Raw genomic sequence first — 26990 nt, 5'->3', positions numbered from 1 at the left:
GCGACTAAAGTCGCTCCTACAGAAGCCAGGTTGTATGTCAGTAACCTGCGCCATGGCCTTTACCTAAGCTTTACCCACCCCTGACCGCGCCTGACCTTGCGCTCCCTAGACTGGGCACATCCGGCAAATACGCCGGTTTGCAGACAAGGAGATACCTCATGCGCAAGACCCTCATCGCCGCTCTGTTCGCCGCTGCCCTGCCGACCATGGCCATGGCCATGCCGTCGCCGGGCGAAGAAGGCCCACGCCACATGATGGACGGGGGCCCACGCGGCGAACACCGCGGCCCGGGCATGTTCCGTGACCTGGACCTGACCAAGGAACAACGCAAAGCCATTGGCGAGATCATGGGCGAGCAAATGCACAGCCGTGACGAAGTGACCAAGCGTTACCTCGACAAGCTGTCCGATGCCGACAAGAAAGCCATGCACGACGAAATCAAAGCCAAGCGTGAGGCCACCAACGGCAAGATTCGCGCACTGCTTAATCCTGAACAGCAGAAGGCGTTTGATGAAAAGCAAAAGAAAATGGAAGCTCGCCGGGCGGAATGGCAGGAGTTTCAGGCTTGGAAGGCTAAGCAAGGGAAGGTGCAGTAAGGTTGGTGTGAGTTGGGGGCGGGTTGACGGTTAGTTGAGTCGTTTCCGGATTTGCGCATGGAATGTAGAGTCGCGCAGAAATCAGTACGGCTTGAGACTCTGGATCCCCGCCTGCGCGGGGATGACGGAGGTTTTTAAATAGTCCACCGTCATTCCCGCGCAGGCGGGAATCCAGAATTTCGGACTTGACGGAGTTCTGCACCCGAATCGAGAGCCTGGATCCCCGCCTGCGCGAGGATGACGGAGGTTTTTAAATAGGCCACCGTCATTCCCGCGCAGGCGGGGATCCGACGACTCGGAATCCAGAGGTTCGGACTTTACGGAGTTCTGCGCACGAATCGAAAAGCTGGATCTCGAATCGTCGGACCGCCGCGTTCGCGGGGATGACGGGAGGAGTAGCAAAAACCTCCGTCATCCTCGCGAACGCGGGGATCCAGAGTTTCGGATTTGACGCAGTTCTGCGCACGGCTCGAAAGCCTGGATCCCGAATCGTCGGACCGCCGCCTGCGCGAGGATGACGGATGGTGTAGCAGAACCCGCCGCCATATCTAAGCACGCAGCGGTCCAACGATTCGGTAACCGGAATTTTGAACGTGGTACAGCCTTCAAACCGTAGACCATCTGCCCCTAACATTAACCGGCCACACCCCCAACCCAACCGAGCCCTCCTCGGCTGGGTTTTATCCGTTAAACAGGAGTCCACGTGCGCTCACTCTTTTGGCGAATCTTCGCCAGCTTCTGGCTAGCCATCGTGCTGGTAGCCGGCCTGTCGATGCTGCTGGGTCGGGTGTTGAATCAGGACGCCTGGATTCTCAGCCAGCACCCCGCGCTCCAAGGCGTGCCGGAAGACTGGGTGAGGATCTATGAAAGTGAGGGCCAGCAGGCGGCGCAGGATTATCTGGAGCAGCGCAAGCGCGATTTCCATATCGATACCCAAGTGCTCGACGACAACGGCAACGTGCTGATTCAAGGCACTTTCCCCCGTCGAGCCGCCGCTTTTGAGAAGCGCCAACACGACGACCCACGCCGCCTGCCGTGGCGCCGAATAACCACCGACTACACCAGCCCCAGCGGCGAAACCTATCTATTCATCTACCGCATCCCGCACCCGGAACTGGACAACTGGCACCGAGGCAGCCTGCTCTGGCCGTTGAGTGCTTTGTTTATCGCCTTGGTGGTGCTGACCGCGTTGAGCCTGCTGTTGACGTTGTCGATCACCCGTCCGCTCGGCCAATTGCGGGGCGCGGTGCATGACCTCGGGCAAGCGGCGTATCAGCAGCACACGCTGGCGCGGCTGGCGAATCGGCGTGATGAGTTCGGCGTGCTGGCCGGCGACTTCAATCGCATGGGCGAGCGCCTGCAAGATTTGATCAGCAGCCAGCGTCAGTTGCTGCGCGACGTGTCCCATGAACTGCGCTCGCCCCTGGCGCGGTTGCGCATTGCCTTGGCGCTGGCCGAACGCGCCGGGCCGGAGGAACGGGCGAAGCTGTGGCCGCGCCTGGAGCGCGAGTGTGATCGGTTGGAAGCGTTGATCAGCGAAATTCTGGCGCTGGCGCGCATGGACGCAAACCTCGGTGCCGCGCAGCCGGTGGACGTCGCCGCGCTGCTGAACAATCGCCAGGAAGAAGCACAGCTCAACGAAGCCGAGCAAACGGTGACGGTTGACGTTGAACCGGGCCTGACCCTGGCCGGCTGGCCAGACATGCTCGAGCGCGCGCTGGACAATCTGCTGCGCAACGCCCTGCGCTTCAACCCCGCGGGGCAGCCCATCGAATTGCGTGCGGAGCGTGTGGGAGAGCAGGTGCGCTTGAGCGTGCGTGACCACGGACCGGGCGTGTTGCCTGAACATGTGGCGCGGCTGGGGGAACCGTTTTTCCGTGCGCCGGAGCAAAGTGCGCCGGGGCATGGTTTGGGCCTGGCAATTGCCCGTCGTGCGGCGGAACGGCATGGCGGCACGCTGGAACTGGCCAATCATGCCGAGGGTGGATTTGTGGCGAGTTTGGTGTTGCCGGTTGTGCATTCGGAGCAAAAGCATCGCGGCTAAAGCCGCTCCCACACGGGTCTTTGGGGTTTGTGTAGGAGCGGCTTTAGCCGCGATCAAACAGCGTGCCGCCCCGCCGTTCCCACAGAACTCCTAAGACCTGTGGAAGCGGCTGGGCGGCACTCCGCTTTAGCCGCGATGAAGCAAACGCGATTATTCAGCCGTCCAACAACGCCAACGCATCCTTACTCACCTGCGTCACCCGCGCCCAATCGCCCGCCTTGGTCCACGCGCTGTCGAGCATCCAGCTACCGCCCACGCACATCACGTTCGGCACGGCCAAATAAGCCAACAAGTTGTCGGGCTTCACGCCGCCGGTGGGGCAAAACCGCACTTGGTTAAACGGCCCTCCCAAGGCTTTTAACGCCGGAATACCGCCGCAGGCTTCGGCCGGAAACAGCTTGAAGCGCCGATAGCCCATGGCATAACCCAGCATCAAATCCGACGCCCCGCCAGCCCCCGGCAGGAACGGCACCGAGCTGTCGACGGCGAAGCGCAGCAGCTCGGCGGTGCAGCCGGGGCTGACGATAAATTGTGCGCCCGCCTCCTCCGCCGCCTTGAACATCTGCGTGTCGAGAATGGTGCCAGCGCCAATGCACAGGTCCGGGCGTTCCTTGCGCAGCAGGCGAATGGCGGTAAGGCCGTGTTCCGAGCGCAGGGTGATTTCCAGGGTGCGCAACCCGCCTTCGGCCAGCGCGTCGGCCATGGGCAGAATCTGCGCTTCGTTGTCGATGGTCACCACGGGAAGGATGCGCGCCTGACGGCAGATGGCATCAATTTGCGTGGTTTTTTCATCCATGCTCGGGGTCACGCTGTTGAGAAGTGTCATGTCAGGGGCACCAGTAAATGGACAGCGGCGAGCGCAGGAAGGCACGGATTGGCATGGCGTGAACGTCATCGCCCGCCAATGCGGTTTGCAAGGTGTCCAGCTTGGCTGGGCCTTGCAGGGCAAGAAATATCGAGCGCGCCGAACGCAGTATCGGCAGCGTCAGGGTGATGCGTTGGTGCGGCACGGTCGGCGCCAACATCGGCAGGCAGCGCTGCGGGCAGTCGGCGCTAAGGGCCGAGGCCAGCAGCGGGCTGTTTGGGAACAGCGAGGCCGTATGGCCGTCGTCGCCCATGCCCAATACCAGCACATCAATCGGTTGCGGCAGTTCGCTGAGCGCGAGTTCCGCGCCGGCCACCGAAGCCTCCAGCGATGCCGGGCTGCGGTACAAGCCGATGAAGTGCGCACGCGCGGCGTCGCCACGTAGCAAGTGGCGCTTCACCAGCGCTTCGTTGCTGTCGCTGTGTTCAGTCGGCACCCAGCGCTCGTCGGCGAGGCTGACGACCACGCGCGCCCAGTCCAGCTTTTGCGTGCTCAGCGCCTCGAGGAACGCAGCCGGGCTGCGGCCGCCGGACACCACCAAGCTTGCGAAATCACGTTCACGCAGCGCCGTGCTCAAGGCCTCGGCAACGGCTTCGGCCAGATCGTGGGCGTGCTGACTGGCCGATGCCTGGCTGACAGCCTGCACACCAGCGGGGAATTTCATTTCAGAGATCGCCATACCAGGACCTCCCATCACGGGTAATCAGCGCCATTGCCGCCATCGGTCCCCAGGAACCGGCCGCATATGGCTTGGGTGGGTCGCCGAGCTGTTTCCAGCCGGCGATTAACTGGTCGCACCACAGCCAAGCGTGTTCGACCTCGTCTTTGCGCACGAACAGGTACTGGTTGCCTTGCGTCACTTCCAGCAACAGCCGTTCGTAGGCATCGGGAATGCGTGCTGCCTTGTAGGTTTCGGAGAAATTGAGCTGCAACGGGCCGCTGCGCAGTTGCATGCCTTTATCCAGGCCCTGATCTTTGGTCATCACTTGCAGGGAAATGCCTTCGTCCGGTTGCAGGCGAATGATCAGACGGTTGCTCACCAGCGGCCGTTGTTCCGGCGCGAAGATGTAGTGCGACGACTCTTTGAAGTGGATAACGATCTGCGACAGTTTCTGCGGCATGCGCTTGCCGGTGCGCAGGTAAAACGGCACGCCGGACCAGCGCCAGTTGCGGATTTCCGCGCGCACCGCCACATACGTTTCGGTATCGCTCTGCAGGTTGGCGTTGTCTTCTTCGAGGTAGCCCGGCACCGGCTTGCCGGCGCTGCTGCCCGCCACGTACTGGCCGCGTACCACTTGGCGGCTGAGCTGTTCCGGGGTGATGGGCGCCAGCGCTTTAAGCACTTTCACTTTCTCATCACGGATGCTGTCCGCCGACAGGTCGCTGGGCGGGTCCATGGCGATCAGGCAGAGCAGTTGCAGCAGGTGGTTCTGGATCATGTCGCGCAGTTGCCCGGCCTGATCGAAGTAACCCCAGCGCCCTTCAATGCCCACCACTTCGGCCACGGTGATTTCCACGTGGGAAATGTGGTGCTGGTTCCACTGAGTTTCGAACAGGCTGTTGGCAAAACGCAGGGCAATCAGGTTCTGCACCGTCTCTTTGCCCAGGTAATGGTCGATGCGGTAGATCTGGCTTTCCGGGAAATGCGCAGCGACGGCATCGTTGATGGCGCGTGACGATTCCAGGTTGTGGCCGATGGGTTTTTCCAGCACCACGCGGGTTTTCTCGGCCAGACCGCAAGCGGCGAGGTTGGCGCAGATGGCGCCGTAGACGAACGCCGGCGTGGCGAAATAGGCAATCAGCGTGTCGGCAGTGCCCACTTCGTTCACCAGCGCGGCGTAATCCTCGGGCTGGGCGAATTCCATGCTGATGTAGCGCAGGCGCTGGCGGAAGCGTTCGAGCACTTCGCCGTCCAGGTCCATGACCGGGATGTAGCGGTGCATCCAATCATCGATAAACGCCAGGTGTGTAGCGGGTTCGCCCTTGTCACGGGCCAGGCAGATGATGCGCGTGTCGGCGTGCAGCAAGCCGGCGCGATCAAGCTGATACAGGGCGGGAAAGAGTTTGCGCAACGCCAGGTCGCCCAGAGCGCCGAACAGGATAAGGGTGCAGGGTTTTGCAGTGATCACGGGCATGATATTTGTTCTTTTATCAAGTATTGGAAGAAATACCGCGTTAACCGGCTGAAATCAAGCTTAAATGTTGTAAACAAAACAACATTTTGCCCATCTCACTGTCGACAGTGGCCGTTTGCAGGGCCTCACAGTTAGGATAGGCCGCCCTGCCCGCGCCTCAAGCGTAGCGGCTGCAATTGGCCCGTATCACCGAGGAAACCAGATGGAACGCGTGCGTAACCTGTTGGAGCAGATCCAAAGCCGACTGGCCGAGCTGAACAAAGCCGAACGTAAAGTGGCGGAAGCCATTCTGCGCAGTCCGCAACAGGCCACCCGTTTCAGCATCGCCACCCTCGCCCAAGAAGCCCAAGTGAGCGAGCCGACGGTGAATCGCTTTTGCCGCTCGTTTGGCGTCAGCGGTTACCCGGAACTGAAAATGCAGCTGGCGCAAAGCCTCGCCAGCGGCGCCGCTTACGTGAGCCGCGCGGTGGAAGCCGACGATGTGCCCGAGGCCTATACCCAGAAAATTTTCGGCAGTGCCATCGCCTCGCTCGACAGTGCTTGCCGCCAGCTCGACCCGCAGAAAATCAGCCGCGCCGTGGACCTTCTCATTCAGGCCCGGCAAATCAATTTCTTCGGCCTCGGCGCCTCCGCGTCCGTGGCGCTGGATGCGCAGCACAAATTCTTCCGCTTCAACCTCGCCGTCACCGCCCATGCCGACGTGCTGATGCAACGCATGCTCGCCTCGGTGGCCCATACCGGCGATTTGTTCGTGATCATTTCCTACACCGGCCGCACCCGTGAACTGGTGGAAGTGGCGCGCGTGGCCCGCGAAAACGGCGCCTCGGTGTTGAGCCTGACGGCAGCCAATTCGCCGCTGGCCAAGACCAGCACCTTGAGCGTGGATATTCCCCTGCCGGAGGACACCGACATTTACATGCCGATGACCTCGCGCATCATCCAGCTCACCGTGCTCGACGTGCTTGCCACCGGCGTAACCCTGCGCCGAGGCGTGGATTTCCAGCCGCATTTGCGCAAGATCAAAGAAAGTTTGAATGCCAGCCGGTATCCGAATGAGGATGATCCGGGGTAGTTCATTTCTATATCGGCGTTGCGCCAATCGCGGCTGAAGCCGCTCCTACACGTCGTGCAATTTGTGGGAGCGGCTTTAGCCGCGATGCTTTTAAAGGTCACACCGCCCGAACATGCAAGCGCAACTCCGCCTCTTCCCCCGGCCCAATCGTCACGCTGTCTTCCCGGCAACTCGCCGCCTGCACCGAGACAAACCCCAACGCCTCATGCCAACCGACATCGGCTAACGGCCGCGCGCCGGGGTGCCAGATCACGGTGTTGGCGCCGCCGCTGGTGTCGATCTGTAACCGGCGCCGCCACAGTTGGTCATCCAGGTCGATGCGCCCTGCCCGCCGGTACACGCGGTGGCAGCCGTTGTCCAAACGCAGCGGGCTGTTTTGCTGGAAGTCGTCGCGCAATAACAGGTCGTAGCCGTGCGCGCGCTCCAGGCCGCGCAGCGCCACCTGGGCCATGTCGCCCACGCGCCAATAGCCGTGTAAGGCATGGCTGAGCTGGCACGGTTCGCTGTCCTGATGCTGGGTGACCAGGCGCAATTTCAGCTCGGCGCCCAGTTCGGCAAACAGTTCTACTTGCCACTCGCACAAGTCCAACCGCCAATGCAGGCGCACGCCGGTGGCGTCGGCTTCATGGCTGATCAACTCCCAGTCGCTGAGCCGCGCCCAGCCATGGGACGGCCAGCCGCTTTCGGTCGGGTGTCGACTGAACCACGGCCAGCACACCGGCACACCGCCACGGATGGCGCCATGTTTAGGCCAGCGCGCGGCGCACCACAGCCAAGGCCGTTGGCCGCGCGGTTGGAAATGCAGCAACTGCCCGCCCTGCCGGCTAAACACCGCCTCGCAGGTGGGATGGCTGATTAGAAAAAGGTCGCGCTCCTGATGGCGCGTCCAACTGAAAAGGGGCTTGCCGGCGTCAACCAGCAGGGCGTGCAGAGGGTTGTCCTCTATACGCATCTGCTCGCTGGCCGCCACAAGTTCCGGGCGCGGCACGATAGGCCTGACTGTCTTTCGGCTCATCGACCGCGCTCAGGCATCACTTCCACCAGTATTCGACTTGCGCACCAAAGTTTGAGCCGTGCAGATCGGTGCCAAAGGCGCCGGTGTCAGACAGTGCCGAACCCGCTGCGACCATGCTGGCCGAGCGTTGGGCTGCTTCGTTCCAGCTTGCGTAGGTGTAATACAAGCGGAATTCAGGACGGGTGGTGAAGCCCGGACCCATCGGCGACCACGTCGGGGCGACGGTGAATTTGGTCAGCTTGCGCGTACCGCCAGGGGCTTCAACCTGGTCGCGGCCCAGTTCGGTGACGAACTTGAAGGTGTCGGTAATTGCATACACCGGACGCACGCCAACGGAGAGCCAGTTCTGGTCCTGGCCGTCTTCGCGCTTGTCTTTTTCGTAGACGATTTCGAACTGACCGCCGAAATGTTTGGTCACCTGCCAATCGAAGAATTCCACCACGCGCCAGTTGGTTGCACTGTCGTCCAGCGTCGGATCGCCGGTGTAGCCAAGACCAGTGCCGGGGCCGACGCCGTATTGGAAGGCCAGGGTGTTAACGCCGCCGAGGAATTCTTTCTGTTTGTGCTGCACGGTTACCGAGTAACCGCTGTGGGCGTCGGTGCTGTCGGGCTTGTCGATGTAGCTGACGCCTACTTGCACGGTGCCGTTGGGGTTGGTGTTGAAGCCGTCGACGTTGAAGTCGTGACGGTTGATGTACGGTTCCTGGTCGTAGTTGTCTTTACGCGAGAACACGTAGCTGTACTTCAGGTCACCGATCTGAACTTCGTCGAAGCCGAAACCGGTGGCGCTCTGGTTCCAATAGTAGAAGTCGGAGATATGGATGTCGTTTCGTTTGTAGAAACGCCGACCGGCCCAGAACGAACCGCCATTGAGCGCGGGCATGTTGCTCCACTCGGCGTACATCTGGTTCATGCGGGCGAAGCCGTAATCGCCAGTGTATTTCGGGGTTTTGTCGTACTGGTTGTAGAGCTGGGCCATGCCCTCAACGCTCAACACCGAACCGTCGTCGAGCTTGAACAGGTCCTGACGCAGGTCCAATTCTGTGTACTGCTCGCATTCGTTACCCAACCGGTATTTGGACTTCGCGCCTTGCAGCTGGAAGCACTGCTGGCCGGAACTGTTTACCGAGGTGCCGATGCCGTTACGGGTATAGCCGCTGAACTCCAGGGCCTGGGCCGACCACGGGAACATTGCCAGGGCGCACGGCAGTGCCCAGAGACTTTTTTTCATTGTGCTCATATCCACTCCACTCATTTTTATTGTTGTTGCGCTTCGGATAACGGTTGCGCGTCGGTACATATCAAGGGCCCCGCCTTGCGGTGGGGGTACTGCTTAAATCGGTGTTTGCCCTATCGCGGCTAAAGCCGCTCCTACACGGTTTTGTAGGAGCGGCTTTAGCCGCGATGCGCTTAGCCTTCGCGCGGAATCAACCGCGTCACACGCCCTGCTTTTTCAGCAGGTTGCGACTTTCCCAGCAGCCCCAGGCGCTCTCCACTCTTGGCGTCGAACAGCAGCACTTTGTCCGGGTCGAATTGCAGCTCCAGGGTGTCGCCCACACGCGGCGCCATGTCCGGTGCCAGGCGGCAGCAGACTTTGGTTTGGTTGAGGTTGACGAACACCAGGGTGTCGGGGCCGGTCGGCTCGATCACTTCCACTTCGGACAAGATGCTCGGCAGGCTGGAGCCGGCCGCAGCCAGGCAAATTTGCTCGGGGCGAATGCCCAAAATCACTTCGCGGTTTTCCAGGCCTTCGTCCTGCATGGCCAGCGGCAGCTCGCAACGCGCCTGGCCGGAATCCAGCAGCGCCAGCAGGCGACCGTCGCGACGTTGCAGGCGCAGGGGAATGAAGTTCATGGGCGGCGAACCAATAAAGCTCGCCACGAACAGGTTGGCCGGGTCGTTGTAAATCTGTTGCGGGGTGCCGAATTGCTGCACCACGCCATCTTTCATCACCGCCACTTTGTCGCCCAGGGTCATGGCTTCAATCTGGTCGTGGGTGACGTAAACGGTGGTGGTTTTCAGGCGCTGGTGCATCAGCTTGATTTCGGTGCGCATCTCAACGCGCAGCTTGGCGTCGAGGTTCGACAGCGGTTCGTCGAACAGGTAAATCTTCGGCCGCCGTGCCAGTGCCCGGCCCATGGCCACACGCTGTTGCTGGCCGCCGGAAAGCTGGCCCGGTTTGCGCGCCAGCAGGTGTTCGATTTGCAGCAGCTTGGCCACGCGGGACACTTCTTCTTCGATGGCCGCCGCGCTCATCTTGCGCATCTTCAACCCGAAGGCGATGTTCTCGCGCACGTTCATGGTCGGGTACAGAGCGTACGACTGAAACACCATGGCAATGTCACGGTCTTTCGGGCTCATGCCGCTGATATCAGCGCCGTCGACGAGAATCTCGCCACCGGTGATATTTTCCAGGCCGGCGATGCAGTTCATCAGTGTCGATTTACCGCAGCCAGACGGGCCCACCAGAATCAGAAACTCGCCGGACTCGATCTTCAGTTCGATGTCTTTGAGGGTGTCCGGCAAGCCGCTGCCGTAGGTTTTCTTGACGTTTTTAAGTTCGAGAGTTGCCATGTTTCACCCCTTGACCGCGCCGGCCGTGAGTCCACGCAGGAAGTACTTGCCCGCGACGATGTAGACCAGCAGCGTTGGCAGGCCGGCGATCATCGCCGCCGCCATGTCTACGTTGTATTCCTTGGCCCCGGTGCTGGTGTTCACCAGGTTATTGAGGGCCACCGTGATCGGTTGGGCGTCGCCACTGGCGAACACCACACCAAAGAGAAAGTCGTTCCAGATCTGGGTGAACTGCCAAATGAGGCAGACCATGATGATTGGCACCGACATGGGCAGCAGAATCCGCCCGAAGATGGTGAAGAAGCCGGCGCCGTCCAGGCGCGCGGCCTTGACCAGGGCATCGGGAATCGCCACGTAGAAGTTGCGGAAAAACAGCGTGGTAAAGGCCATGCCGTAGACCACGTGAATCAGCACCAGGCCGGTGGTGGTGTTGGCCAGGCCGAGTTTGCCGAGGGTGAACGAGGCTGGCAGCAGCACGGTCTGGAACGGCAGGAAGCAACCGAACAGCAACAGACCGAAGAACAATTGCGACCCGCGGAAGCGCCACATCGACAGCACGTAGCCGTTCATGGCGCCGATAAAGGTGGAGATCAGCACCGCTGGCACGGTGATTTTTACCGAGTTCCAGAAGTAGCCGCCGACGATGTCCCAGGCCTTGATCCAGCCGATGCCGTCGATCATTTGCGGCCAGCTCAGCAGGTTGCCGGTGCGAATGTCGTCGGGGCTTTTGAAACTGGTCAGCAGCATGACCACCAGCGGCACCAGGTACACGGCGGCGGCGCCGAACAAGGTCACGTAAATCGCCAGGCGGCTGAAGCTGAACGACGTTTTACCGTACGGGCGGGCCATTGGGCTTACAGCAATGGAATCAGTCATGGCGTTTGTTCCGCAGCTCGGAGTACAGGTACGGCACCAGAATGGTCAGGATCGCGCCCAGCATCAGCATGGCGCTGGCTGAACCGATGCCCATCTGGCCGCGGCTGAAGGTGAAGGAATACATGAACATCGCCGGCAGATCGGACGAGTAACCAGGACCGCCTGCGGTCATGGCCGCCACCAGGTCGAAGCTCTTGATCGAGATGTGCGCCAGAATCATGAAGGCGCTGAAAAACACCGGCCGCAGGCTCGGCAACACGATGCGCAGGTAGATGGTTGGCAGGCTGGCGCCGTCCACTTGTGCGGCGCGAATAATCGATTGATCAACACCGCGCAAACCGGCGAGGAACATCGCCATCACAAAGCCGGAGGCCTGCCACACGGCAGCGATCACCAGGCAGTACACCACGCGTTCCTGATCCACCAGCCAGTCGAGGCGGAAGCCTTCCCAGCCCCAGTCACGCAGCATTTTGTCCAGGCCGAGGCCCGGGTTCAGCAGCCATTTCCAGGCGGTACCGGTGACGATCATCGAGAGCGCCATCGGGTACAGGTAAATGGTGCGAATGAAGCCTTCTTTGCGAATGCGCTGGTCCAGCAGCACCGCGAGGAACACGCCGAGTATCAGGCTGATGGCGATAAACATGCCGCCAAACAGCACCAGGTTTTTACTCGCGACCCACCAGCGGTCGTTGTCGAGCAGGCGCACGTATTGCTGCACGCCGACCCACTTGTAGCTCGGCATGAAGCTGGAATTGGTAAAGGACAGAATGAACGTCCAGAGGATGTATCCGTAGAAGCCCACCAGAATCAGCAACATGCTCGGCGCGACGACCAGTTTCGGAAGCCAGCGTTGCAAGGTGTCGAACGGTGAGGCCTTGTTAAATACCGCCACGGTGCTCATCGGCATAACCCAGTTTTAGAGAAATTCAGTCCAAACGCTCCCCGCGACGCAGGCGTGGCCGTTGTCGAGGGGCTGCCGAGGCAGCAGAGCGTTGGAGGTAAAGCTGCCGGCGAACCGGCAGCGGTCAAGCACTTACATCGCGGCCTTGATAGCCGAAGCCATCTGCGCACCGGCCTTGGTTGGGTCGGCGTTCTTGTCGCTCATGAAGTTGGTCACCACATCGAAGATCGCCCCTTGTACCGCCAGGGAGGTCGCCATGTTGTGGGCCATGCTTGGCTTCAGGGTGCCGGCTTTGTCGGCGGCCTTGAAGTCGGCCATAGCGGCCTGGCCACAGCTGTCGAACTTGGTCATATCCAAGTCGTCACGCACCGGGATCGAGCCTTTGTTCTGGTTGAACACGTACTGGAATTCAGGCTCGAGAATGATCTTCGCCACTTCGTTCTGCGCAGCGATGTTGCCCGGCGTGTTGTTCTTTGCCGAGAGCTTGAACATGGCCAGCGAGTCGATGTTGTAGGTGAAGCTGCCTTGGGTGCCAGGGAACGGCACACACTCGAAGTCGGTGCCGGCTTTCTTGCCTGCCGCGCTCCACTCGCTCTTGGCCCAGTCACCCATGATTTGCATGCCGGCTTTGCCGTTGATGACCTTGGCCGCTTCCAGGTTCCAGTCCTGGCCGGTGCCGTCCGGGTCCATGTAGCCCTGGAGTTTTTTCAGGGCTTTGAACACTTCGGTCATTTTAGCGCTGGTGAGGGTGTCTTCGTCTTGCTCGATGAACGCTTTGGTGTAGCCGTCTGCGCCCATGATGCTCAGCACCAGGTCTTCAAAGACGGTGCTGTCTTGCCACGGTTGACCACCGTGAGCCAACGGAATGAAGCCGGCGGCCTTGAATTTTTCAGCAGCGGCGAAGAGCTCGTCGAGGGTAGTCGGCGCCTTGTCGATGCCAGCTTTTTTCATCGCGACGGGGTTGATCCACAGCCAGTTAACGCGGTGAATGTTCACCGGTACGGCCACGTAGTGATCGTCGTACTTCATGGTGTCGGCGACGGTTTTGGACAGCAATTTGTCCCAGTTATTGGCCTTGGACACATCGTCCAGCTCGGTCAGCAAACCGAGGGCGCCCCAGTCTTGCAGGTCAGGGCCTTTGATCTGGGCGGCGGAAGGTGGGTTGCCGGAAACGGCGCGGGTTTTCAGTACGGTCATGGCAGCAGCACCACCACCGCCGGCCACGGCACTGTCTTTCCAGGTGTAGCCGTCTTTTTCCACCAGTTTGCGCAGCACGTCGATGGCTTTGGCTTCACCGCCAGACGTCCACCAGTGCACCACTTCTACAGTGCCTTTGGACTCTGTAGGGGCATCGGCGGCAAGGGCGCTGAGGGGGAATAGAGAGGCGAGGGAAATAACAGCGGCGAGTCGGTTGATCGCGTTCATCTGAAGTACCTTCTTGTTGTTATACAGGCAAGTCGGAAGCTTGCGTTGCGATGGATTCTAATCAAGCGTTTTAGCTCCTGAGGTAACGAAGGGACGCGTAAATGTCACAGCTCCGTGACAAAACTTTTAGGTTCGTGGCACTAGGCTGGAAAGCTCGGCCAGCGCGGCTGTGAGGCTCGGCGCCAGGCCAATTTGCGGCAGGCAAACTGCCTGATACGCGTGATACAAATCCGGTTTTCCGGCCCAAATAGTGGCCGACGGCACGTTGTGAACATCCAGTTCGTGATGCCAGCTGCCCTGCTCCCGGTCGATGAAATAAGCGTCGATAAAATCCCAGAAGCGCCGGTACCACACTTCATAACGTTGCTCGCCCGTGCGCTTGAGCAGCGCCGCTGCCGTGGCGCTCGCCTCGGCATGCACCCAATGCAAACGGGGGCGCACCACGGACTTATTTTGCCAATCCAGCGTGTAGACCAACCCCGGTGCACCATCGACATTCCAGGCGTAGCGGCAGGCCGCATCGAACAACCCAACGGCGTCATGCAGCAGCCAATCGGGCGCTGCGTAGTTAGCGCGTTGCAGCGAAGCTTCCAGGTGCAGCACCAACCGGGCCCATTCAAATGCGTGGCCGGGCGTGGTGCCGTATGGGCGAAAACCATCGGCTGGATTGGCCAGGTTGTAATCCAGTTGCGGCTGCCATTGGCGGTCGAAATGTTCGATGACGCCGTAGCCGTTGTCGGCCGCGTGGCCATGAATCAGTCGCTCAACCATCCGCAGCGCGCGCTCTAGCCAGCGGGTTTCGCCGGTGGCGTCGGCCAGGGCGAGGAATGCTTCAGTGCCGTGCATGTTGCTGTTGGCACCGCGATAGGCTTCTTCGTCGGTCCAGTCGCGGGCGAAGGATTCGCGTAGCGCGCCCTCCTCCTCGCTCCAGAAATACTCATCAATAATCTGCACCGCCTGCGCCAACAACTGCCCGGCGCCCGCAGCGCCCGCTTGCAACGCTGAACTGGCGGCCAACGCCACGAACGCATGCAAATAAGCGGCTTTGCCAGTGTTGCCGTCGCGGTGTTCAGCCACCGCAAACCAGCCGCCATGCTCGGCATCGCGCAACGGCCCGAGCAACGCGGCGACGCCGTGCTCAACCAACTCCAGGCAACCGGGAATGCCCTGCACATGAGCCATGGCGAAACTGTGGGTCATGCGCGCCGTGTTCATGGTTTCGGCCACCGCATCGGCGGGCAAACGACCCTGCGCGTCGAGGTTGGCAAAGCCCTGCTCAACCCGAGCGGCCTTGGCAAAACTCAGCAAGCGCAGGCCCTCGGTTTGCAACCAAACGTGGTGCGCGGGGGCATGCAGCCAGCTGGAAAAATTCGCGTCGATGCGGTCGCCGGTCATGGGCGTTCCCTGTTTAAGTGGGTTGGCGGTGAGGTGCGCCAAATTCTACGCAGCGTATGAGCGAGAAATTCCGATTCAGTGCCAAGAAAAGTGTCACGGGTCTGTGACAAATGCCCGCGCTAGAGGCGCTGCGCGGATGTGAGGCGGGGAACCGTCAGCCGCGCGGGTCGGCTGACGGGTTTTGCAGAAGGCGTTACTGACCGGCCGGTTGGCTTTGCGCCGTGGCTTGGGTGACGTTGCTGCCGGCCGGCACGCTGCGCGTGAGCCAGACGTTGCCGCCGATGGTCGAGCCTTTGCCCAACGTGATGCGCCCCAGAATGGTGGCGCCGGCGTAAATCACCACGTCGTCTTCCACAATCGGGTGACGCGGCTGGCCTTTGTGCAGTTGGCCATTTTCGTCGGCGCTGAAGCGCTTGGCGCCCAGGGTCACGGCTTGGTAAATGCGCACGTGGTTGCCGATGATCGCGGTTTCGCCGATCACCACGCCAGTGCCGTGATCGATGAAAAAACTGTGGCCAATTTGCGCGCCAGGGTGAATGTCGATGCCGGTCGCCGAGTGCGCCAGCTCGGCACTGATACGCGCCAACAATGGCAAACCGGCGCGGTACAAATGGTGCGCCATGCGATGGTGAATCACCGCCAGAATGCCGGGGTAGCACAGCAGCACTTCGTCGACGCTGCGGGCGGCCGGGTCGCCCTGGTAGGCAGCGATCACATCAGTGTCGAGCAAGCGGCGAATGCCGGGCAAGGCGCTGGCGAAATCCCGAACGATGGCGACAGCCGCCGCTTCGCCATTTGGCTCTTCGCCGCGTTGACGCGCCGCGTAAGCGAGCTCCAGGCGCACCTGAATCAGCAGGCAGTTAAGGGCGTTGTCGAGGGTGTGGCCGACGTAGAAGTCTTCACTTTCCTGACGCAGATTGCTCGGCCCCAACCGCATGGGAAACAGCGCGCCAATCAGCCCATCGAGAATATTCGCCATGGCTTGACGCGACGGCAATTCGCGCCCCACCAACTCGCGCGAACGGCCCGTGCTACTGCGCCACTCGGCGCGCACCGCATGCAGTTCGCCGACGATTTTCTCCAGCTGCCAGTTCACCGGTTGACTGACGGCCTCGGTGGGCGTTGGCGTCAGCTTATCGAGGCCGGCGTTGAGCTGTTCAGACATGGCAAATCCCAAGGCACGAGGCCGAATTAGACGGGATGGCTACTCTAAGTCGCGGCTCGGAAGGCGCCTAAATAATTAATTCGTTTAGGGATAGAACGGAATCGTCTAGCCCGACGCCATTCTGTAGGAGCGGCTTCAGCCGCGATGCTCTTAAACGACGTGCTAGGCAGGTCTGGCCAATCGCGGCTAAAGCCGCTCCTACAGGATGGCGGGGGAACGCTCAACTTCCATGCCCCTGCGCCATCGCCACGATCACTTTGCGTTTGCCGGTGAAGGTAGAGCGGGCGTGGGCGGTGAGCATGTTGTCGAGCATCAGCACATCGCCGGCTTGCCAGGGAAAGCTGATGGCGCAATCGTCGAGCACGCTGCGTATTTCATCCAGCAGGCTGTCTTCGATGGGGCTGCCGTCGCCGTAGTAGACGTTTCGCGGCAAATCTTCTTCGTCGACGATATCCAGCAGGTTTTCGCGGACGTCGGCCGCCAGGTTGGAGATATGGAACAGGTGCGCCTGGTTAAACCACACGTCCTCCCCAGTCACTGGATGCCGCGCCACGGCTTGGCAAATCTGGCGGGTGCGCAGCTCGCCGTCGTCTTTCCATTCACAGGTGATGGCGTGGCGCGCGCAATAGGCTTCCACCACGGCCGGGTCGTCGCTGTTGAATACTTGCTCCCACGGCACGTCGAGGCCATTGCCGAAGTTGCGTACGTACATCAGGCCGTGACGGTTAAAGCGTTCATGAATGCGCTGAGGAATGCGGCGGAAAATCTCACGGCTGTCGGCAATCGGCGTTTCGCCGCCGGTTTCGGCGGCGATCATGCTGTAGAACCAAATCTTCATCGGCCATTCGCGGGTGTAAGCCTGCTCGTTGTGCAGCGGAATGCGTTGATGGGCCGGGTATTCGGTGGAGGTGTACACGCCCTGCGTCACGTTGCTGCGCGGCGTGGAGCCGAATTCGTAATTGAGCAGGTCGTGACCAAAGCCGGCGGCGAAGGCGCGGAAACGCTCGGGCTCGCCGACCTCGAAACCGCGAAACAAAATGCCGCCCGCCTTGAGCAAATGGCTGTCCACCAGCGGCCTGATTTGCCCAAGCATTTCCAGCAAATCCAAGCCCGGCGCGGGCGCTTGAATCAGCAGTGGCAGCGCACCGCCGCCGCTGAGCAGCGGCCTGATCGTCAGCGCCTGGGCAATGGCGTTCATACCAGCGCGTCCACTGCAGCGGCGAACGCGCGGGCGAAGCGCGCGGCCACTTCATCGATCTGTTCGGCGCTGATAATCAGCGGCGGCAGAAAGCGCACCACACTGCCATGGCGGCCGCCGAGTTCCAGAATCAGCCCGCGTTTGAGGCATTCCGCTTGTACCCGCGAAGCCAGCGCCGTGAAGGCGGGCGGATGGCCGAGGTTATCGACGGTGCCGCGCGGGTCAACCAGCTCAACGCCGAGCATCAGCCCGCGCCCCCGAATGTCGCCCATCTGCGGGAAGTCGCCTTGCAGCGTGCGCAAATGCTCGCTCAGGCGTTCGCCCATGGCCGTGGCGTGGCTGGCGATGTCGTGTTCACGCAGATAGCGCAGCACGGCGGAACCCGCCGCCATGGCCATCTGGTTGCCACGGAACGTGCCGGCATGGGCGCCGGGCGCCCAGGTGTCGAGCCACTCGCGGTACACCACAACCGCCAACGGCAGGCTGCCGCCGATGGCTTTGGACAGCACCACTACATCGGGAATGATGCCGGCGTGTTCGAAGGCAAACATTTTCCCGGTGCGGGCAAAGCCACTTTGAATTTCGTCAACGATCAGGGCGATTCCTGCGCGTTCGGTGATCCGTCGCAGGCCTTGTAGCCACGCAATGTCGGCAGGAATGACACCGCCCTCGCCTTGCACCACTTCCACGATCACCGCTGCTGGCAACAGCACGCCGCCTTCGGGATCGTTGAGCAGGTTTTCCAGGTAATTGAGATTGACCTGCACGCCCTGCTCGCCGCCGAGGCCAAACGGGCAACGGTAGTCGTAGGGATACGGCAAAAACTGCACGCCATTGCCGAGCACCGCACCCAAGGGCTTCTTCGGGCCGTGGTTGCCCATCAGATTCAGCGCGCCGAGGCTCATGCCGTGGTAGCCGCCCTGGAACGACAGAATGCCGCTACGGCCGGTAGCCGTGCGCACCAGCTTCAGCGCGGCTTCCACCGCGTCGGTGCCCGTGGGGCCACAGAACTGGATTTTTGCCTCGCGGGCCAGGCCTTCGGGCAGCACGGCGAAGAGGTCTTGCACAAACTGGTCTTTGACCGGCGTGGTCAGGTCGAGCGTGTGCAGCGGCAGTTCGTCGTTGAGCACTTGGCGAATGGCGTCGATCACCACCGGATGGTTGTGGCCCAACGCCAGGGTTCCAGCGCCCGCAAGGCAGTCGATAAAGGTGCGGCCTTCGACGTCTTCCACGTAGATGCCACGGGCGCGCTTGAGTGCCAGTGGGATGCGCCGCGGGTAGCTGCGGGCGTTGGATTCCTGGCGCTTTTGCCGCGCCAGCAGTGGGCTTTCTTCGAAGTGGTAAAGCGCTTCTTCCGGGGCGGTGACACGCGAGGCGGCGACTTGCATGGGGTGTGGAACTCCGTGGGTAGGCAGCGACGCAACCAAAGGCGCGCCCGCGCGTTCGGTGGCTGTTGGAAGAAGGGACGTGCGGGTGGGGGGGGAAATTTAGGCGGAAGGGGTTTTCCGCTGGGGAAAAGTGGGCAGGTATTCAGACCTGACCATCATTCGAAAAAAACCTCCGTCATTCCCGCGAAGGCGGCGGTCCGACGATTCGGAATCCAGAATCTTGAGCCGTACGGGTTATTCAGCCTCTCGAATTCATTACCGAGTGCGCCAGCCTGACTCATCACTCGAAAAAAACATCCGTCATCCTCGCGCACGCGGGGATCCAGAGTCTCAAGCCGTACACCGGTGTTAAGTGCGCAGGTATTCATTACCGCGTGTGCTGAACGTTTTTGTTTCGCGCCTTACGCGCGAGTCCCTTTTTTCAGTCGCCAAAAAAGGAACCAAAAACGCTGCCCGGTACGACTCACCCACATAGGTAACAAATCAGTTCAACCACATGGGTAACAGTTTTTAACCTAATGGGGTCTCCCTCAGGAGGGTGCCCTCATGCCGTGGCGAGAACTGAAACCTATGGACGAGAAAGTGTTGTTCATTGCTGATTACCTCAGGCAGGTCAGCAGCTTCACTGCGTTGTGCGAGCACTTCGGCATCAGTCGAAAGACCGGCTACAAGTGGGTGGAACGCTACAACTTAGCCGGCATGGAGGGGTTGGCTGAGCAAAGTCGGCGGCGTCGCGAACAGGTGTGCACGCCATTTGTTATCCGCGAGTACATCCTTGATCTAAGGCGCCGATCTGCGGTTGAACTGGGGCCGAAGAAGATCCAGGCACTCGTGGAGCAGCGATATCCTGGGCAAAGTCCTTCCCGGACCACGATCTACAGCATCCTCAAACAGGCGGGATTGGTCACGCCCCGCCGGCTTCGTAAGCGGGTACCTAGCTATCCAAAGCCGCTTAAATCGACCAACGAACCTAATGAACTCTGGAGCGCCGACTACAAAGGTCAGTTCCTGACTCAGGACGGGAAGTGGTGTTATCCGTTGACGGTGATGGATCACGCCAGTCGTTTTCTGCTGGCTTGCGAAGGCATGTCCGGCACACGGCTAAAGGAGACCAAGTCGGCTTTCGAAGATTTGTTTCGCTGCTACGGATTACCTTCGCGCCTGCGAACAGACAACGGCACCCCCTTCGCTAGCGCTGGCAAAACAGGTCTAAGCCAACTCTCCATTTGGTGGCTACGGCTGGGCATCATTCCTGAACGAATAGCACCTGGCCGCCCCGAACAGAATGGGCGCCACGAACGTATGCATCGGACGCTGAAACGGGCCGTCACTCACCCCTGTTCTGCGCATATGGCGGAGCAGCAAAGGCAGTTCGACCTGTTTCGTCATAATTACAATGAGCAGCGGCCGCACGAAGCGCTAAACCAGAGCACGCCCAAAACCCATTACCAGAATTCGCCACGGCCATACCCGGAACGCTTGCCGGAGCCGACATATCCTGGCTATGTCGAACCGCACCGGGCCGACTGCAGCGGGATCATCAATCGCCACGGTATGCGCATTTATGTGGGGTATCTTTTAAGGCACGAACTAATTGGGCTGGAGCAAATTGGCGATGATCTTTGGGCCGTTCATTTCGGCCCGGTTGTGATAGGTAGGCTGGACGAAAGGGAGCAGAAGGATGGGTATCTATCCTTGAAAGTGTCACCCATGTGATTGAACACTTTTGTTACCCATGTGGTTGTCTCGTACAGCCCCTACCTTGGCCCTACGCTGCACTACGGGTCCCCTCATTCCATCGCCGCTCCGGGGGCACGGACTAGGCGTCCCCGCGATAAGGGCCATCCATGGCCCGACACGCCTTTCGCGGCTCCCGGCCGCTCAACCCCCTCCACGTCGACTCCACTCGGCCTGCGATGAATGGGGCGGGTAAATCACAAGCCAGATCAAAAGCGGTAGATCAGAAGCGGTAGATCAACAACATCGCGGCTAAAGCCGCTCCCACAGATCGCATCAGACCTGTGGGAGCGGCTTTAGCCGCGATCCCTGGAAACGGTGTTCTCGGAGCCGGCGACTCCCTCCAGTTCACAAGCCGCGCCCCCTCAAAACACCAATCTCAGAACGGCCGACTCCCCGCCAAGCTGATCCGTTTGAGGTTGCGCCGCTCTTTAGCGTCAAAGGCGTTGCGGGCATGCAGGGTGGCTTGGTTGTCCCAGTAGACGATGTCGCCGACCTGCCATTTGTGGGTGTAGTAGAGCTTGGGATTTTGCAGGTGTTGGCGCAGGCGGGCGATCAGTTCTTGGCCTTTTTCGGGGTCGAAGCCTGGAATCTCGACTTCGGTGTGCACGCTGAGGAAGAGCAGTTTTTTGCCGCTGTCGGGGTGCACGCGCACCAGCGGATGCTCGGTGCCTTGGATGGGTTCGATGTCGGGCGTTCGGTAGGTGGCGAAAGTGCCGCCGTAGCCGCCGCTTTTCAGGCGTACGAAGGGGTTGTAGTTGATCAGGCGTAGGCCTTCGATTTCGGCTTTGGTGGCTTCAGGCAACGTTTCATAGGCCAGGGCCAGGTTGGTCCAGCTGGTCTCCCCGCCTTTGCTCGGCACTTCCAGGGCGTAGAGCAACGAGCCGGCAGACGGCGTGGGCGTCCATTGGTGGTCGCTGTGGGCGGGCAAGGCGAAGTTGCCCAGTTCGCCGCCTTCGGTGTTGGCGACGCGAACGATGGCCGGCGCTTTGCCGTCGGCGCCGGAGGACAGGACGGGAATGTCGGCTGGCGGCTGGAATACCGAGCCGAAGTAGCTGGTGAAGTGCAGGTACTGCGGGTCGTCCAGTTGCTGGTTTTTGAAGATCAGAATGTGGTGGTCGCGCAGCGCTTGTTTCAGCGCCAGCACCTGCTCTGCGGTCAAGGGTTGGCGGGCGTCGAGGCCCTGCACTTCAGCGCCCAGCGGGGCGCCGTGCAGCGGCACGATGGCGAAGGCGGGTTCGGTGTGGCGCAACGCGGTGGCGGCGTGGCTCATGGGGCAATTCTCCAGGTGAAAAGGCCCGCCGCGCTCGACGGGCCAGGAATGGGCTCAGGCTTTTTTGATGGTGTGGCTGCGCTGACCGTTAACGCCGTAGGGCACTTCGCCGTGCAGGGTCACGCGGCGCACGATGCGCGACTGGTTGCCGTAGTCGTCGACGGCGTAATGCTGGGTGGAGCGGTTGTCCCAGATGGCCACGTCGCCCACTTGCCAGGTCCAGCGCACGGTGTTTTCCAGGCGCGTGACGTGGCTTTGCAACAGGTTGAACAGGTGCGCCGAGTCTGGCGCGCTGTAGCCTTTGATGCGTTTGACGAAATGCCCGAGCAACAAGCTGCGCTCGCCGCTGACTGGGTGCACGCGCACCACTGGATGCTCGGTTTCGTACACGGTGGAGGTGAAGACTTTGCGGTAGTGCTCGGCCGCTTCGACCTGAGCGTGGGGCTTGATGGCGGCGTAGTCGTATTCGTTGCTGTGGATGGCCACCAGTTTGTCGGCCAGCTCTTTCAGCTCGCTCGGCAAGTGTTCGTAGGCGGTGGCGGTGTTGGCCCAGGTGGTGTCGCCGCCGTATTCGGGTACGACCACGGAACGCAGAATCGAGGCTTTCGGGTAGGCGTCGACGAAGGTGACGTCGGTGTGCCACGAGCTGGCGCGCGCGCCTTTGGCGGAGTCCAGTTCGAGCAGGTAATGGGTGCCGTCCACCACCGGCACGGTCGGGTGTGCCACGGGTTCGCCGAGCAGTTTGGCGAAGGCTTCCTGGCTGGCGTCGTCGAGATGAGTCTGGCCACGGAAGAAGATGACTTTGTGTTCGACCAGCGCTTGCTGGATGGCGGCAACCGTGTCGGCATCCAGGTCGGCGGACAATTTCACGCCGCGAATTTCGGCGCCGATTCGGCCGGCCACGCGGCGAATGTCCAGGTGCAGGGTGTTGCTCAGGGGAGTGGCCAGTGCTGCATTGCTCATGGGTGGTTCCTCACTTTCGGCTTGGTTTTTTAAGGGCAGGCTCGGGGTTAAAAGTCGTAACGCAGGGTCACGCCGGCTGTGCGCGGCTGACCCACCGACGCGGTGTAGGCGCCGTTCAGGTAGGCAAAGGCGCTCAGGTAATACTCTTTGTCGGTGGCGTTTTTCAGCCACAAGGAGGCGTCCAGCTGGCCGTCACCGAGGTCGGTGCGCACGCCGGTTGAGAGGTTGACCAGGCCATAGCCGTCGATCCGCGACAGGTCGGAGTTGTCCAGCGTGCCTTCGGCTTCGGAGCGGTACGAATAGCTGGCGTTGACGTACGGTTCGAAGCCGCCGTCGGTTTGCCATTTGTATTCGCCGTTGACGTTGCCGATCCACTTCGAGGCGCCGACGACGGGCTCGCCGGTGAGGTCGCAGGTGGCTGGCGCACCGGGTGCCGTGGACACTTCGCCAGGGCACGGGGCGTTCTCGAAAGACAGGTAGGTGACGTCGTTGTACGAGCCATTGACGTTCACCGTCAGGCCGCGCGTCAGCAGCGCCGTGGCTTCGAATTCCACGCCACGGCTGCGCACGCTGCCGGCGTTGGCGAGCACTTGTACGAGGTTGGTGCTGCCGGCCGGTTGATACAGCGTGGTGGCCTGATAGCCGTGGATGCCGGTCCAGAACAGGTTGGCGTTCAGCAACAGTCGCCGGTCCAGCAATGTGCTTTTGAAGCCCAACTCGGCATCGTTGGCGCGCTCAGGGCCGACCAGCAAAGAGTCGGCACCGGCCGTTGGCGCGCTGGCGACTGCCAGGTTCACGCCGCCGGATTTCTCGCCATGGGACAGGCTGGCGTAGCCCAACACTTCGTCGCTGAATTTGTAGCTCAGGCTCAACAGTCCCGATGGCGACGCGTTGTGCAGGCTCAGGTCGCCAGAGTCGTAGGCGCCCAATTGACGGTTGCGCACGGTCAGCCCGGCACCCGTAACAGGCGCCCCGCCCTCTGGAGCGAAACGTTCGACCTTGGCTTGTTTCTCTTCATAGGTGCCGCGTAACCCGGCGGTGAAGTCCAGGCGGTCGGTGAGGTGGAAGGTGCCTTGGCCGAACAGCGCGTAGCTGTCGGTAACCACTTTGCCGTTGGCTTTGGTCGACACGTTATTCAGCGCGCCCAAGCTGTTCTGCGGGCTTGGTAACAGGAAACGGTCGGCATCGGGGCCGTAGTCAGTGAAGGTTTTGTTGCCCAGGTTCGAATTGAAAACGTAGGCACCGACCACGTAATCGAAGAAGCCGCCGGTGGGCGATGCCAGGCGAAATTCTTGCGAGAACTGGCGGTCGTGCACTTCCACGCCGGTGTTGTTGATGGCCGACACGTCGAGGCTTTCGTCGTTGGCCGGGGTGAAGTGCCAGTAGCGGTAGGCACTGACCGAGGTCAGCGTGTAGCCGCCATTGAGGTTCCAGTTCGCCTCTACCGAACTGCCGCCCTGGTGCACGCTAACGTTTTGCCGACCATTGATATTCACCACCTGGCGATCACGGTCGTACACCGGCGAAGCGCCGACCAGCGCTGCCCGGCTGCGGTACAGCGCCGGTGCGCCGTAGACGACCATGGTGCCGGTGCTGGAATCCTCCTCGTTGTAGTCATTAATCCAGCGCAGGCTGAAGTCGTCATTGGGCTGAAACAGCAACTGCCCGCGCACGCCCTGGCGCTCGCCGCCGTTGAGGTCGTCGCCGTTGTAAATGTTGTGGGTGTAGCCGTCGTCGCGGGTGCGGTAAGCCGACAGGCGCCCGGCCAGGGTGTCGGTCAGGCCGCCGGATACCGTGCCCTTGCCTTGGAAATAGCCGTTCTCGCCGCCCGACACTTCCACCGTGCGCTCGGGGCTGAAGGTGGGTTTTTTCGTGCTGATGTTCAGTACACCGGCCGTGGTGTTCTTGCCAAACAAGGTGCCTTGCGGGCCGCGCAGCAGTTCGATTTGTTCGATGTCGAGCATGTCGAACACGGCCATACCGGGGCGGCCGAGGTAGACGTTGTCGAGGTAAATGCCGGCGCTGCCTTCCAGGCCGTCACTGGCCGGGTTATTGCCGATGCCGCGCACCGCCACGCTGGATTGACGGGCGTGAATAAAAGCGACGTTGACGCTGGGCAGCACTTGCTGCAAATCCTGCACGCGGTAGATGCGCTGGGTTTCCAGAGTCGCGCCGCTGAGGGTGGTGATCGGTGTGGGCACGTCTTGCGCGTCTTCTTCGCGGCGTCGGGCGGTGACGGTGACTTTCTGCAGGGCCGTATCGCTTTTTGCGGTTTTGCCGGCAGTCGCCGTGGCAGCGGCGCCCTCCTCGCTGGCGGCGGCATCGACGGTTTCGCTGGCCCAGGCACCGGCACTGCTCAGGGCCAACATCAGGGTCAAGGCATAGTCCGGCGTGGCCAAGCGGCTCAGGTTCAGGGGCCGCGCCGGGCGCTGGGTAAACAGGTGACTGGTCGAACGCATCGTGTACATCCTTATTTGCTCGTTTGCTCGAATAGCGGGCAAAACGATCCCCCACCGCGCAGTCGCGGTGCTCGAAAAGTTGGCTGGGTTAACGGGGCGAGTACGTGGGGCGCGAGGCCTACGTCTGCCGGTTTTTCAGGCCTGGCAACACATGCACAGGCGAGCGGCGCGGTCGGCGCGGGCTAGACGTGAACGGTGATAAAGCGAATTGCGGTGCTGTGTGGCCATGCGGCTCCCCTTGTGCGCGTCGCCATATTCATATTCGTTTATGTTCTAACCAATACAAACATGCTTTGTTGACGGAATAAGAGCCTGCATTTAAAACCAGCACCCATACAGCAGCAAATGCCTTCGACTTATTTTTTCGATGCCAGGAAAGCATATGGATCTCAGACAACTGCGCTATTTCATAGCCCTACTGGAGCACCGCAGTTTCGTGCGCGCAGCCGATGCCATCGGCATTACGCAGCCGGCGTTCAGCCGCAGCATTCAAGGCTTGGAACAGGAATTCGGCTGCGCCCTGGTGGACCGTGGCAACAAAGACCTGCGCCCCACCCCCGAGGGCCAGGTGGTGTTGCAGCACGCGCTGCGCCTGGTGCAAGGCGCCGCCAACCTAAGCAGTGAAATTGAGCAGATGACCAAGCTCGACGCCGGCGATTTGCGCTTCGGCTGCGGCCCGGCGCCGGCCGTGCAGCTGGTGCCGTCGGCGGTGGCGCGGTTTCTTCAGCAATACCCGCGCGTGAACCTGGGTTTCGAAGTGGATAACTGGGAGAAACTCGGGCGCAGCCTGGCCCGCGATGAAATTGAATTTTTCGTCGCCGACATCACCCAGTTCGAAGCCGACCCGAATTTTCAGACGCAAGCCATTACCCCGCGCCGGGGCATGTTCTTTTGCCGGCCGGGGCACCCATTGCTGGCCAAGGAAAGCCTGTCGACCAACGACATGTTCGACTACCCGCTGGCTTCGCCGAAAATTCCCGCCGGTGCGCGCAAGTTCATCGCCAACCTGAGCGGGCGCAGTGACTTCGCCCCCAGTGTCACCTGCGAGCATATTCCGGCGCTGGTGCAGATCGTGCGGCACACCGATGCCATCGGCATTGGCACCGAGGAAGCGTTTCATCAAGAGTTGCAACGGGGCGAACTGCTGCCCCTGTACTGGCGCAACCTGCCGACCGATATCGACAGCCTGCAAGCGCGCTGCGGCGTGGTCAGCCGCGCCGGTTATCGGCTTTCAGCAGCGGCGCGGGCAATGATCGCCATGCTGGTGGACGTTGACGCCGAACTGGGCCAGCCGCCGCGTTTTCAGGCAAACGCCTGTGCGTGAGGGCTGGCGGTAATGGCATCCACATTTGCCACGGCGCCGCTGAAGGTGTGCAGGTCGATTTCGCGAACCAGGTACTCACCGATCAAACCGCCCAGCACTTGCAGCGGCGGTTGGCACAGGTAGGCGTTCAAGGCATCGGTGGACTGCCAGGTGCCTTGCAGCAGCCACAGTTGCTGATCGGTGAGGGAACGTTGCAGCGAATACGCCAGGCAACCCGGCTGGCCGCGCGACTGGCTGACCAACTGTTGCAAGCGGCCTTCCAGCTCGGTGCGGGCGCGTGGGGTTTCACTGGCTTTGATAAATACCAACGTGCTGACTTGCTCAGACATGAGTCGTTCTCCTTGAAAGTCAGAAACAGAAGCGCGGGACGCTGGCCGGGCGGCCGTGCGTGATTTCCACGCTTGCCAGATTACGCAGTGGCGCGCCGGGGAGTTATCCGTTTCCTGCTTTCGTTTTGCCTAATCCTGCAAATGTCTGTCGAGCACTGAGCCGCGCTTGCGCAGGCTAAGGCCATGGGGATTACGGCGTTTATCCAATCCTGTCTTATGCTTGCCTAATCCTGCTCAAACACGCCGCGGACGCTAG

Annotated in this window: 22 protein-coding genes; 5 read left to right on the top strand and 17 right to left on the bottom strand. The window is 61.1% G+C overall.

Annotated features, from left to right (window positions below; translation table 11 throughout):
- The first annotated feature begins 158 nt into the window (after positions 1-158).
- Both ACZZZU_RS01680 and ACZZZU_RS01675 read left to right on the top strand, forming a co-directional pair.
- Entirely contained in the window at positions 159-596 is a 438-nt protein-coding gene (locus tag ACZZZU_RS01680; protein ID WP_463549534.1) for a Spy/CpxP family protein refolding chaperone, read from the top strand.
- A 703-nt stretch (positions 597-1299) separates the two neighbouring features.
- A complete protein-coding gene (locus tag ACZZZU_RS01675; protein ID WP_463549533.1) occupies positions 1300-2640 on the top strand; it encodes a sensor histidine kinase in 1341 nt (446 codons plus the stop codon).
- 154 nt (positions 2641-2794) lie between these two features.
- Here the strand turns inward: ACZZZU_RS01675 and ACZZZU_RS01670 are convergent, their stop codons facing one another.
- Genes ACZZZU_RS01670 through zwf form a run of 3 tightly spaced genes read right to left on the bottom strand, consistent with a single transcriptional unit; the run spans position 2795 to position 5640 of the window.
- Positions 2795-3466 (bottom strand): bifunctional 4-hydroxy-2-oxoglutarate aldolase/2-dehydro-3-deoxy-phosphogluconate aldolase, encoded by a 672-nt coding sequence (locus ACZZZU_RS01670; protein ID WP_463549532.1) that lies wholly within the window; start codon positions 3464-3466, stop codon positions 2795-2797.
- 1 nt (position 3467) lies between these two features.
- Positions 3468-4184, bottom strand: a complete 717-nt coding sequence (gene pgl / locus ACZZZU_RS01665) for a 6-phosphogluconolactonase (protein ID WP_463549531.1) — start codon at positions 4182-4184, stop codon at positions 3468-3470.
- Positions 4171-5640, bottom strand: coding sequence for a glucose-6-phosphate dehydrogenase (zwf, locus tag ACZZZU_RS01660; RefSeq protein WP_122495606.1), 1470 nt, complete (start codon positions 5638-5640; stop codon positions 4171-4173). Before zwf ends, pgl begins: the two co-directional genes overlap by 14 nt.
- A gap of 211 nt (positions 5641-5851) precedes the next feature.
- Between zwf and ACZZZU_RS01655 the strand changes: the two genes are divergently transcribed.
- Positions 5852-6712, top strand: coding sequence for a MurR/RpiR family transcriptional regulator (locus ACZZZU_RS01655; RefSeq protein ID WP_205898642.1), 861 nt, complete (start codon positions 5852-5854; stop codon positions 6710-6712).
- Between the two features lie 97 nt (positions 6713-6809).
- On the opposite strand, the gene ACZZZU_RS01650 is transcribed toward ACZZZU_RS01655, so the two are convergent.
- From ACZZZU_RS01650 to ACZZZU_RS01605, 10 genes are all read right to left on the bottom strand, one after another.
- Positions 6810-7658, bottom strand: a complete 849-nt coding sequence (locus ACZZZU_RS01650; protein WP_463384706.1) for a D-hexose-6-phosphate mutarotase — start codon at positions 7656-7658, stop codon at positions 6810-6812.
- Between the two features lie 85 nt (positions 7659-7743).
- Positions 7744-8958 carry a carbohydrate porin gene (locus tag ACZZZU_RS01645; RefSeq protein WP_122496524.1) on the bottom strand — a complete coding sequence of 405 codons (1215 nt, stop codon included), beginning with the start codon at positions 8956-8958 and terminating at the stop codon, positions 7744-7746.
- Positions 8959-9137: 179 nt separating this feature from the next.
- Positions 9138-10301 (bottom strand): ABC transporter ATP-binding protein, encoded by a 1164-nt coding sequence (locus ACZZZU_RS01640; RefSeq protein WP_463382901.1) that lies wholly within the window; start codon positions 10299-10301, stop codon positions 9138-9140.
- A gap of 3 nt (positions 10302-10304) precedes the next feature.
- Positions 10305-11150: a carbohydrate ABC transporter permease gene (locus ACZZZU_RS01635; protein ID WP_122496522.1), complete on the bottom strand. Its 846-nt coding sequence runs from the start codon at positions 11148-11150 to the stop codon at positions 10305-10307.
- Between the two features lie 19 nt (positions 11151-11169).
- A complete protein-coding gene (locus tag ACZZZU_RS01630) occupies positions 11170-12078 on the bottom strand; it encodes a carbohydrate ABC transporter permease (RefSeq protein WP_122495602.1) in 909 nt (302 codons plus the stop codon).
- Positions 12079-12210: 132 nt separating this feature from the next.
- Positions 12211-13503 (bottom strand): ABC transporter substrate-binding protein, encoded by a 1293-nt coding sequence (locus ACZZZU_RS01625; protein ID WP_122495600.1) that lies wholly within the window; start codon positions 13501-13503, stop codon positions 12211-12213.
- Positions 13504-13629: 126 nt separating this feature from the next.
- Entirely contained in the window at positions 13630-14898 is a 1269-nt protein-coding gene (locus ACZZZU_RS01620) for a D-mannose isomerase (RefSeq protein ID WP_463549530.1), read from the bottom strand.
- A gap of 193 nt (positions 14899-15091) precedes the next feature.
- Positions 15092-16063, bottom strand: coding sequence for a serine O-acetyltransferase EpsC (gene epsC, locus ACZZZU_RS01615; protein WP_463549529.1), 972 nt, complete (start codon positions 16061-16063; stop codon positions 15092-15094).
- A gap of 220 nt (positions 16064-16283) precedes the next feature.
- Entirely contained in the window at positions 16284-17261 is a 978-nt protein-coding gene (locus ACZZZU_RS01610) for a TauD/TfdA family dioxygenase (RefSeq protein WP_463549528.1), read from the bottom strand.
- Positions 17258-18649 (bottom strand): diaminobutyrate--2-oxoglutarate transaminase, encoded by a 1392-nt coding sequence (locus ACZZZU_RS01605; protein ID WP_463549527.1) that lies wholly within the window; start codon positions 18647-18649, stop codon positions 17258-17260. The genes ACZZZU_RS01610 and ACZZZU_RS01605 overlap by 4 nt, the downstream gene beginning before the upstream one ends.
- Positions 18650-19195: 546 nt before the next feature.
- Here ACZZZU_RS01605 and ACZZZU_RS01600 point away from each other — a divergent pair.
- Complete coding sequence (locus ACZZZU_RS01600; protein ID WP_463549367.1) at positions 19196-20365, top strand: integrase core domain-containing protein; 1170 nt, start codon at positions 19196-19198, stop codon at positions 20363-20365.
- A 400-nt stretch (positions 20366-20765) separates the two neighbouring features.
- On the opposite strand, the gene ACZZZU_RS01595 is transcribed toward ACZZZU_RS01600, so the two are convergent.
- The 3 genes from ACZZZU_RS01595 to ACZZZU_RS01585 are packed head-to-tail and all read right to left on the bottom strand — an operon-like array spanning position 20766 to position 24991.
- The gene (locus ACZZZU_RS01595; protein WP_463549526.1) at positions 20766-21659 is read right to left on the bottom strand and encodes a TauD/TfdA dioxygenase family protein; all 894 of its coding nucleotides are present in this window, start codon (positions 21657-21659) and stop codon (positions 20766-20768) included.
- A gap of 54 nt (positions 21660-21713) precedes the next feature.
- Positions 21714-22622, bottom strand: coding sequence for a TauD/TfdA dioxygenase family protein (locus ACZZZU_RS01590; protein ID WP_463549525.1), 909 nt, complete (start codon positions 22620-22622; stop codon positions 21714-21716).
- A 47-nt stretch (positions 22623-22669) separates the two neighbouring features.
- Entirely contained in the window at positions 22670-24991 is a 2322-nt protein-coding gene (locus tag ACZZZU_RS01585; protein ID WP_463552086.1) for a TonB-dependent receptor, read from the bottom strand.
- A gap of 472 nt (positions 24992-25463) precedes the next feature.
- On the opposite strand from ACZZZU_RS01585, the gene ACZZZU_RS01580 reads away from it, so the two are divergent.
- Positions 25464-26405: a LysR family transcriptional regulator gene (locus ACZZZU_RS01580; RefSeq protein WP_463549524.1), complete on the top strand. Its 942-nt coding sequence runs from the start codon at positions 25464-25466 to the stop codon at positions 26403-26405.
- Here the strand turns inward: ACZZZU_RS01580 and ACZZZU_RS01575 are convergent.
- Positions 26384-26734 (bottom strand): antibiotic biosynthesis monooxygenase family protein, encoded by a 351-nt coding sequence (locus ACZZZU_RS01575; protein WP_122495584.1) that lies wholly within the window; start codon positions 26732-26734, stop codon positions 26384-26386. The two genes, ACZZZU_RS01580 and ACZZZU_RS01575, sit on opposite strands and share 22 nt — an antisense overlap.
- Between the last annotated feature and the right edge of the window lie 256 nt (positions 26735-26990).

The organism is Pseudomonas sp. AC136 (genome assembly GCF_979258585.1).
Note: the sequence above shows the minus strand (reverse complement) of the source record. Positions and strands in the feature narration are given on the sequence as shown.

Excerpts from the sequence above, each read along its gene's own strand:
- pgl (WP_463549531.1), bottom strand. The coding sequence starts at position 4,184 with ATGGCGATCTCTGAAATGAAATTCCCCGCTGGTGTGCAGGCTGTCAGC.
- ACZZZU_RS01590 (WP_463549525.1), bottom strand. The coding sequence starts at position 22,622 with ATGAGCAATGCAGCACTGGCCACTCCCCTGAGCAACACCCTGCACCTG.
- ACZZZU_RS01585 (WP_463552086.1), bottom strand. The coding sequence starts at position 24,991 with ATGTTGGCCCTGAGCAGTGCCGGTGCCTGGGCCAGCGAAACCGTCGAT.
- ACZZZU_RS01635 (WP_122496522.1), bottom strand. The coding sequence starts at position 11,150 with ATGGCCCGCCCGTACGGTAAAACGTCGTTCAGCTTCAGCCGCCTGGCG.
- ACZZZU_RS01580 (WP_463549524.1), top strand. The coding sequence starts at position 25,464 with ATGGATCTCAGACAACTGCGCTATTTCATAGCCCTACTGGAGCACCGC.
- ACZZZU_RS01630 (WP_122495602.1), bottom strand. The coding sequence starts at position 12,078 with ATGAGCACCGTGGCGGTATTTAACAAGGCCTCACCGTTCGACACCTTG.
- ACZZZU_RS01645 (WP_122496524.1), bottom strand. The coding sequence starts at position 8,958 with ATGAAAAAAAGTCTCTGGGCACTGCCGTGCGCCCTGGCAATGTTCCCG.
- ACZZZU_RS01575 (WP_122495584.1), bottom strand. The coding sequence starts at position 26,734 with ATGTCTGAGCAAGTCAGCACGTTGGTATTTATCAAAGCCAGTGAAACC.
- ACZZZU_RS01595 (WP_463549526.1), bottom strand. The coding sequence starts at position 21,659 with ATGAGCCACGCCGCCACCGCGTTGCGCCACACCGAACCCGCCTTCGCC.
- ACZZZU_RS01680 (WP_463549534.1), top strand. The coding sequence starts at position 159 with ATGCGCAAGACCCTCATCGCCGCTCTGTTCGCCGCTGCCCTGCCGACC.
- ACZZZU_RS01670 (WP_463549532.1), bottom strand. The coding sequence starts at position 3,466 with ATGACACTTCTCAACAGCGTGACCCCGAGCATGGATGAAAAAACCACG.
- ACZZZU_RS01625 (WP_122495600.1), bottom strand. The coding sequence starts at position 13,503 with ATGAACGCGATCAACCGACTCGCCGCTGTTATTTCCCTCGCCTCTCTA.
- ACZZZU_RS01605 (WP_463549527.1), bottom strand. The coding sequence starts at position 18,649 with ATGCAAGTCGCCGCCTCGCGTGTCACCGCCCCGGAAGAAGCGCTTTAC.
- ACZZZU_RS01610 (WP_463549528.1), bottom strand. The coding sequence starts at position 17,261 with ATGAACGCCATTGCCCAGGCGCTGACGATCAGGCCGCTGCTCAGCGGC.
- ACZZZU_RS01640 (WP_463382901.1), bottom strand. The coding sequence starts at position 10,301 with ATGGCAACTCTCGAACTTAAAAACGTCAAGAAAACCTACGGCAGCGGC.
- ACZZZU_RS01620 (WP_463549530.1), bottom strand. The coding sequence starts at position 14,898 with ATGACCGGCGACCGCATCGACGCGAATTTTTCCAGCTGGCTGCATGCC.
- zwf (WP_122495606.1), bottom strand. The coding sequence starts at position 5,640 with ATGCCCGTGATCACTGCAAAACCCTGCACCCTTATCCTGTTCGGCGCT.
- ACZZZU_RS01600 (WP_463549367.1), top strand. The coding sequence starts at position 19,196 with ATGCCGTGGCGAGAACTGAAACCTATGGACGAGAAAGTGTTGTTCATT.
- epsC (WP_463549529.1), bottom strand. The coding sequence starts at position 16,063 with ATGTCTGAACAGCTCAACGCCGGCCTCGATAAGCTGACGCCAACGCCC.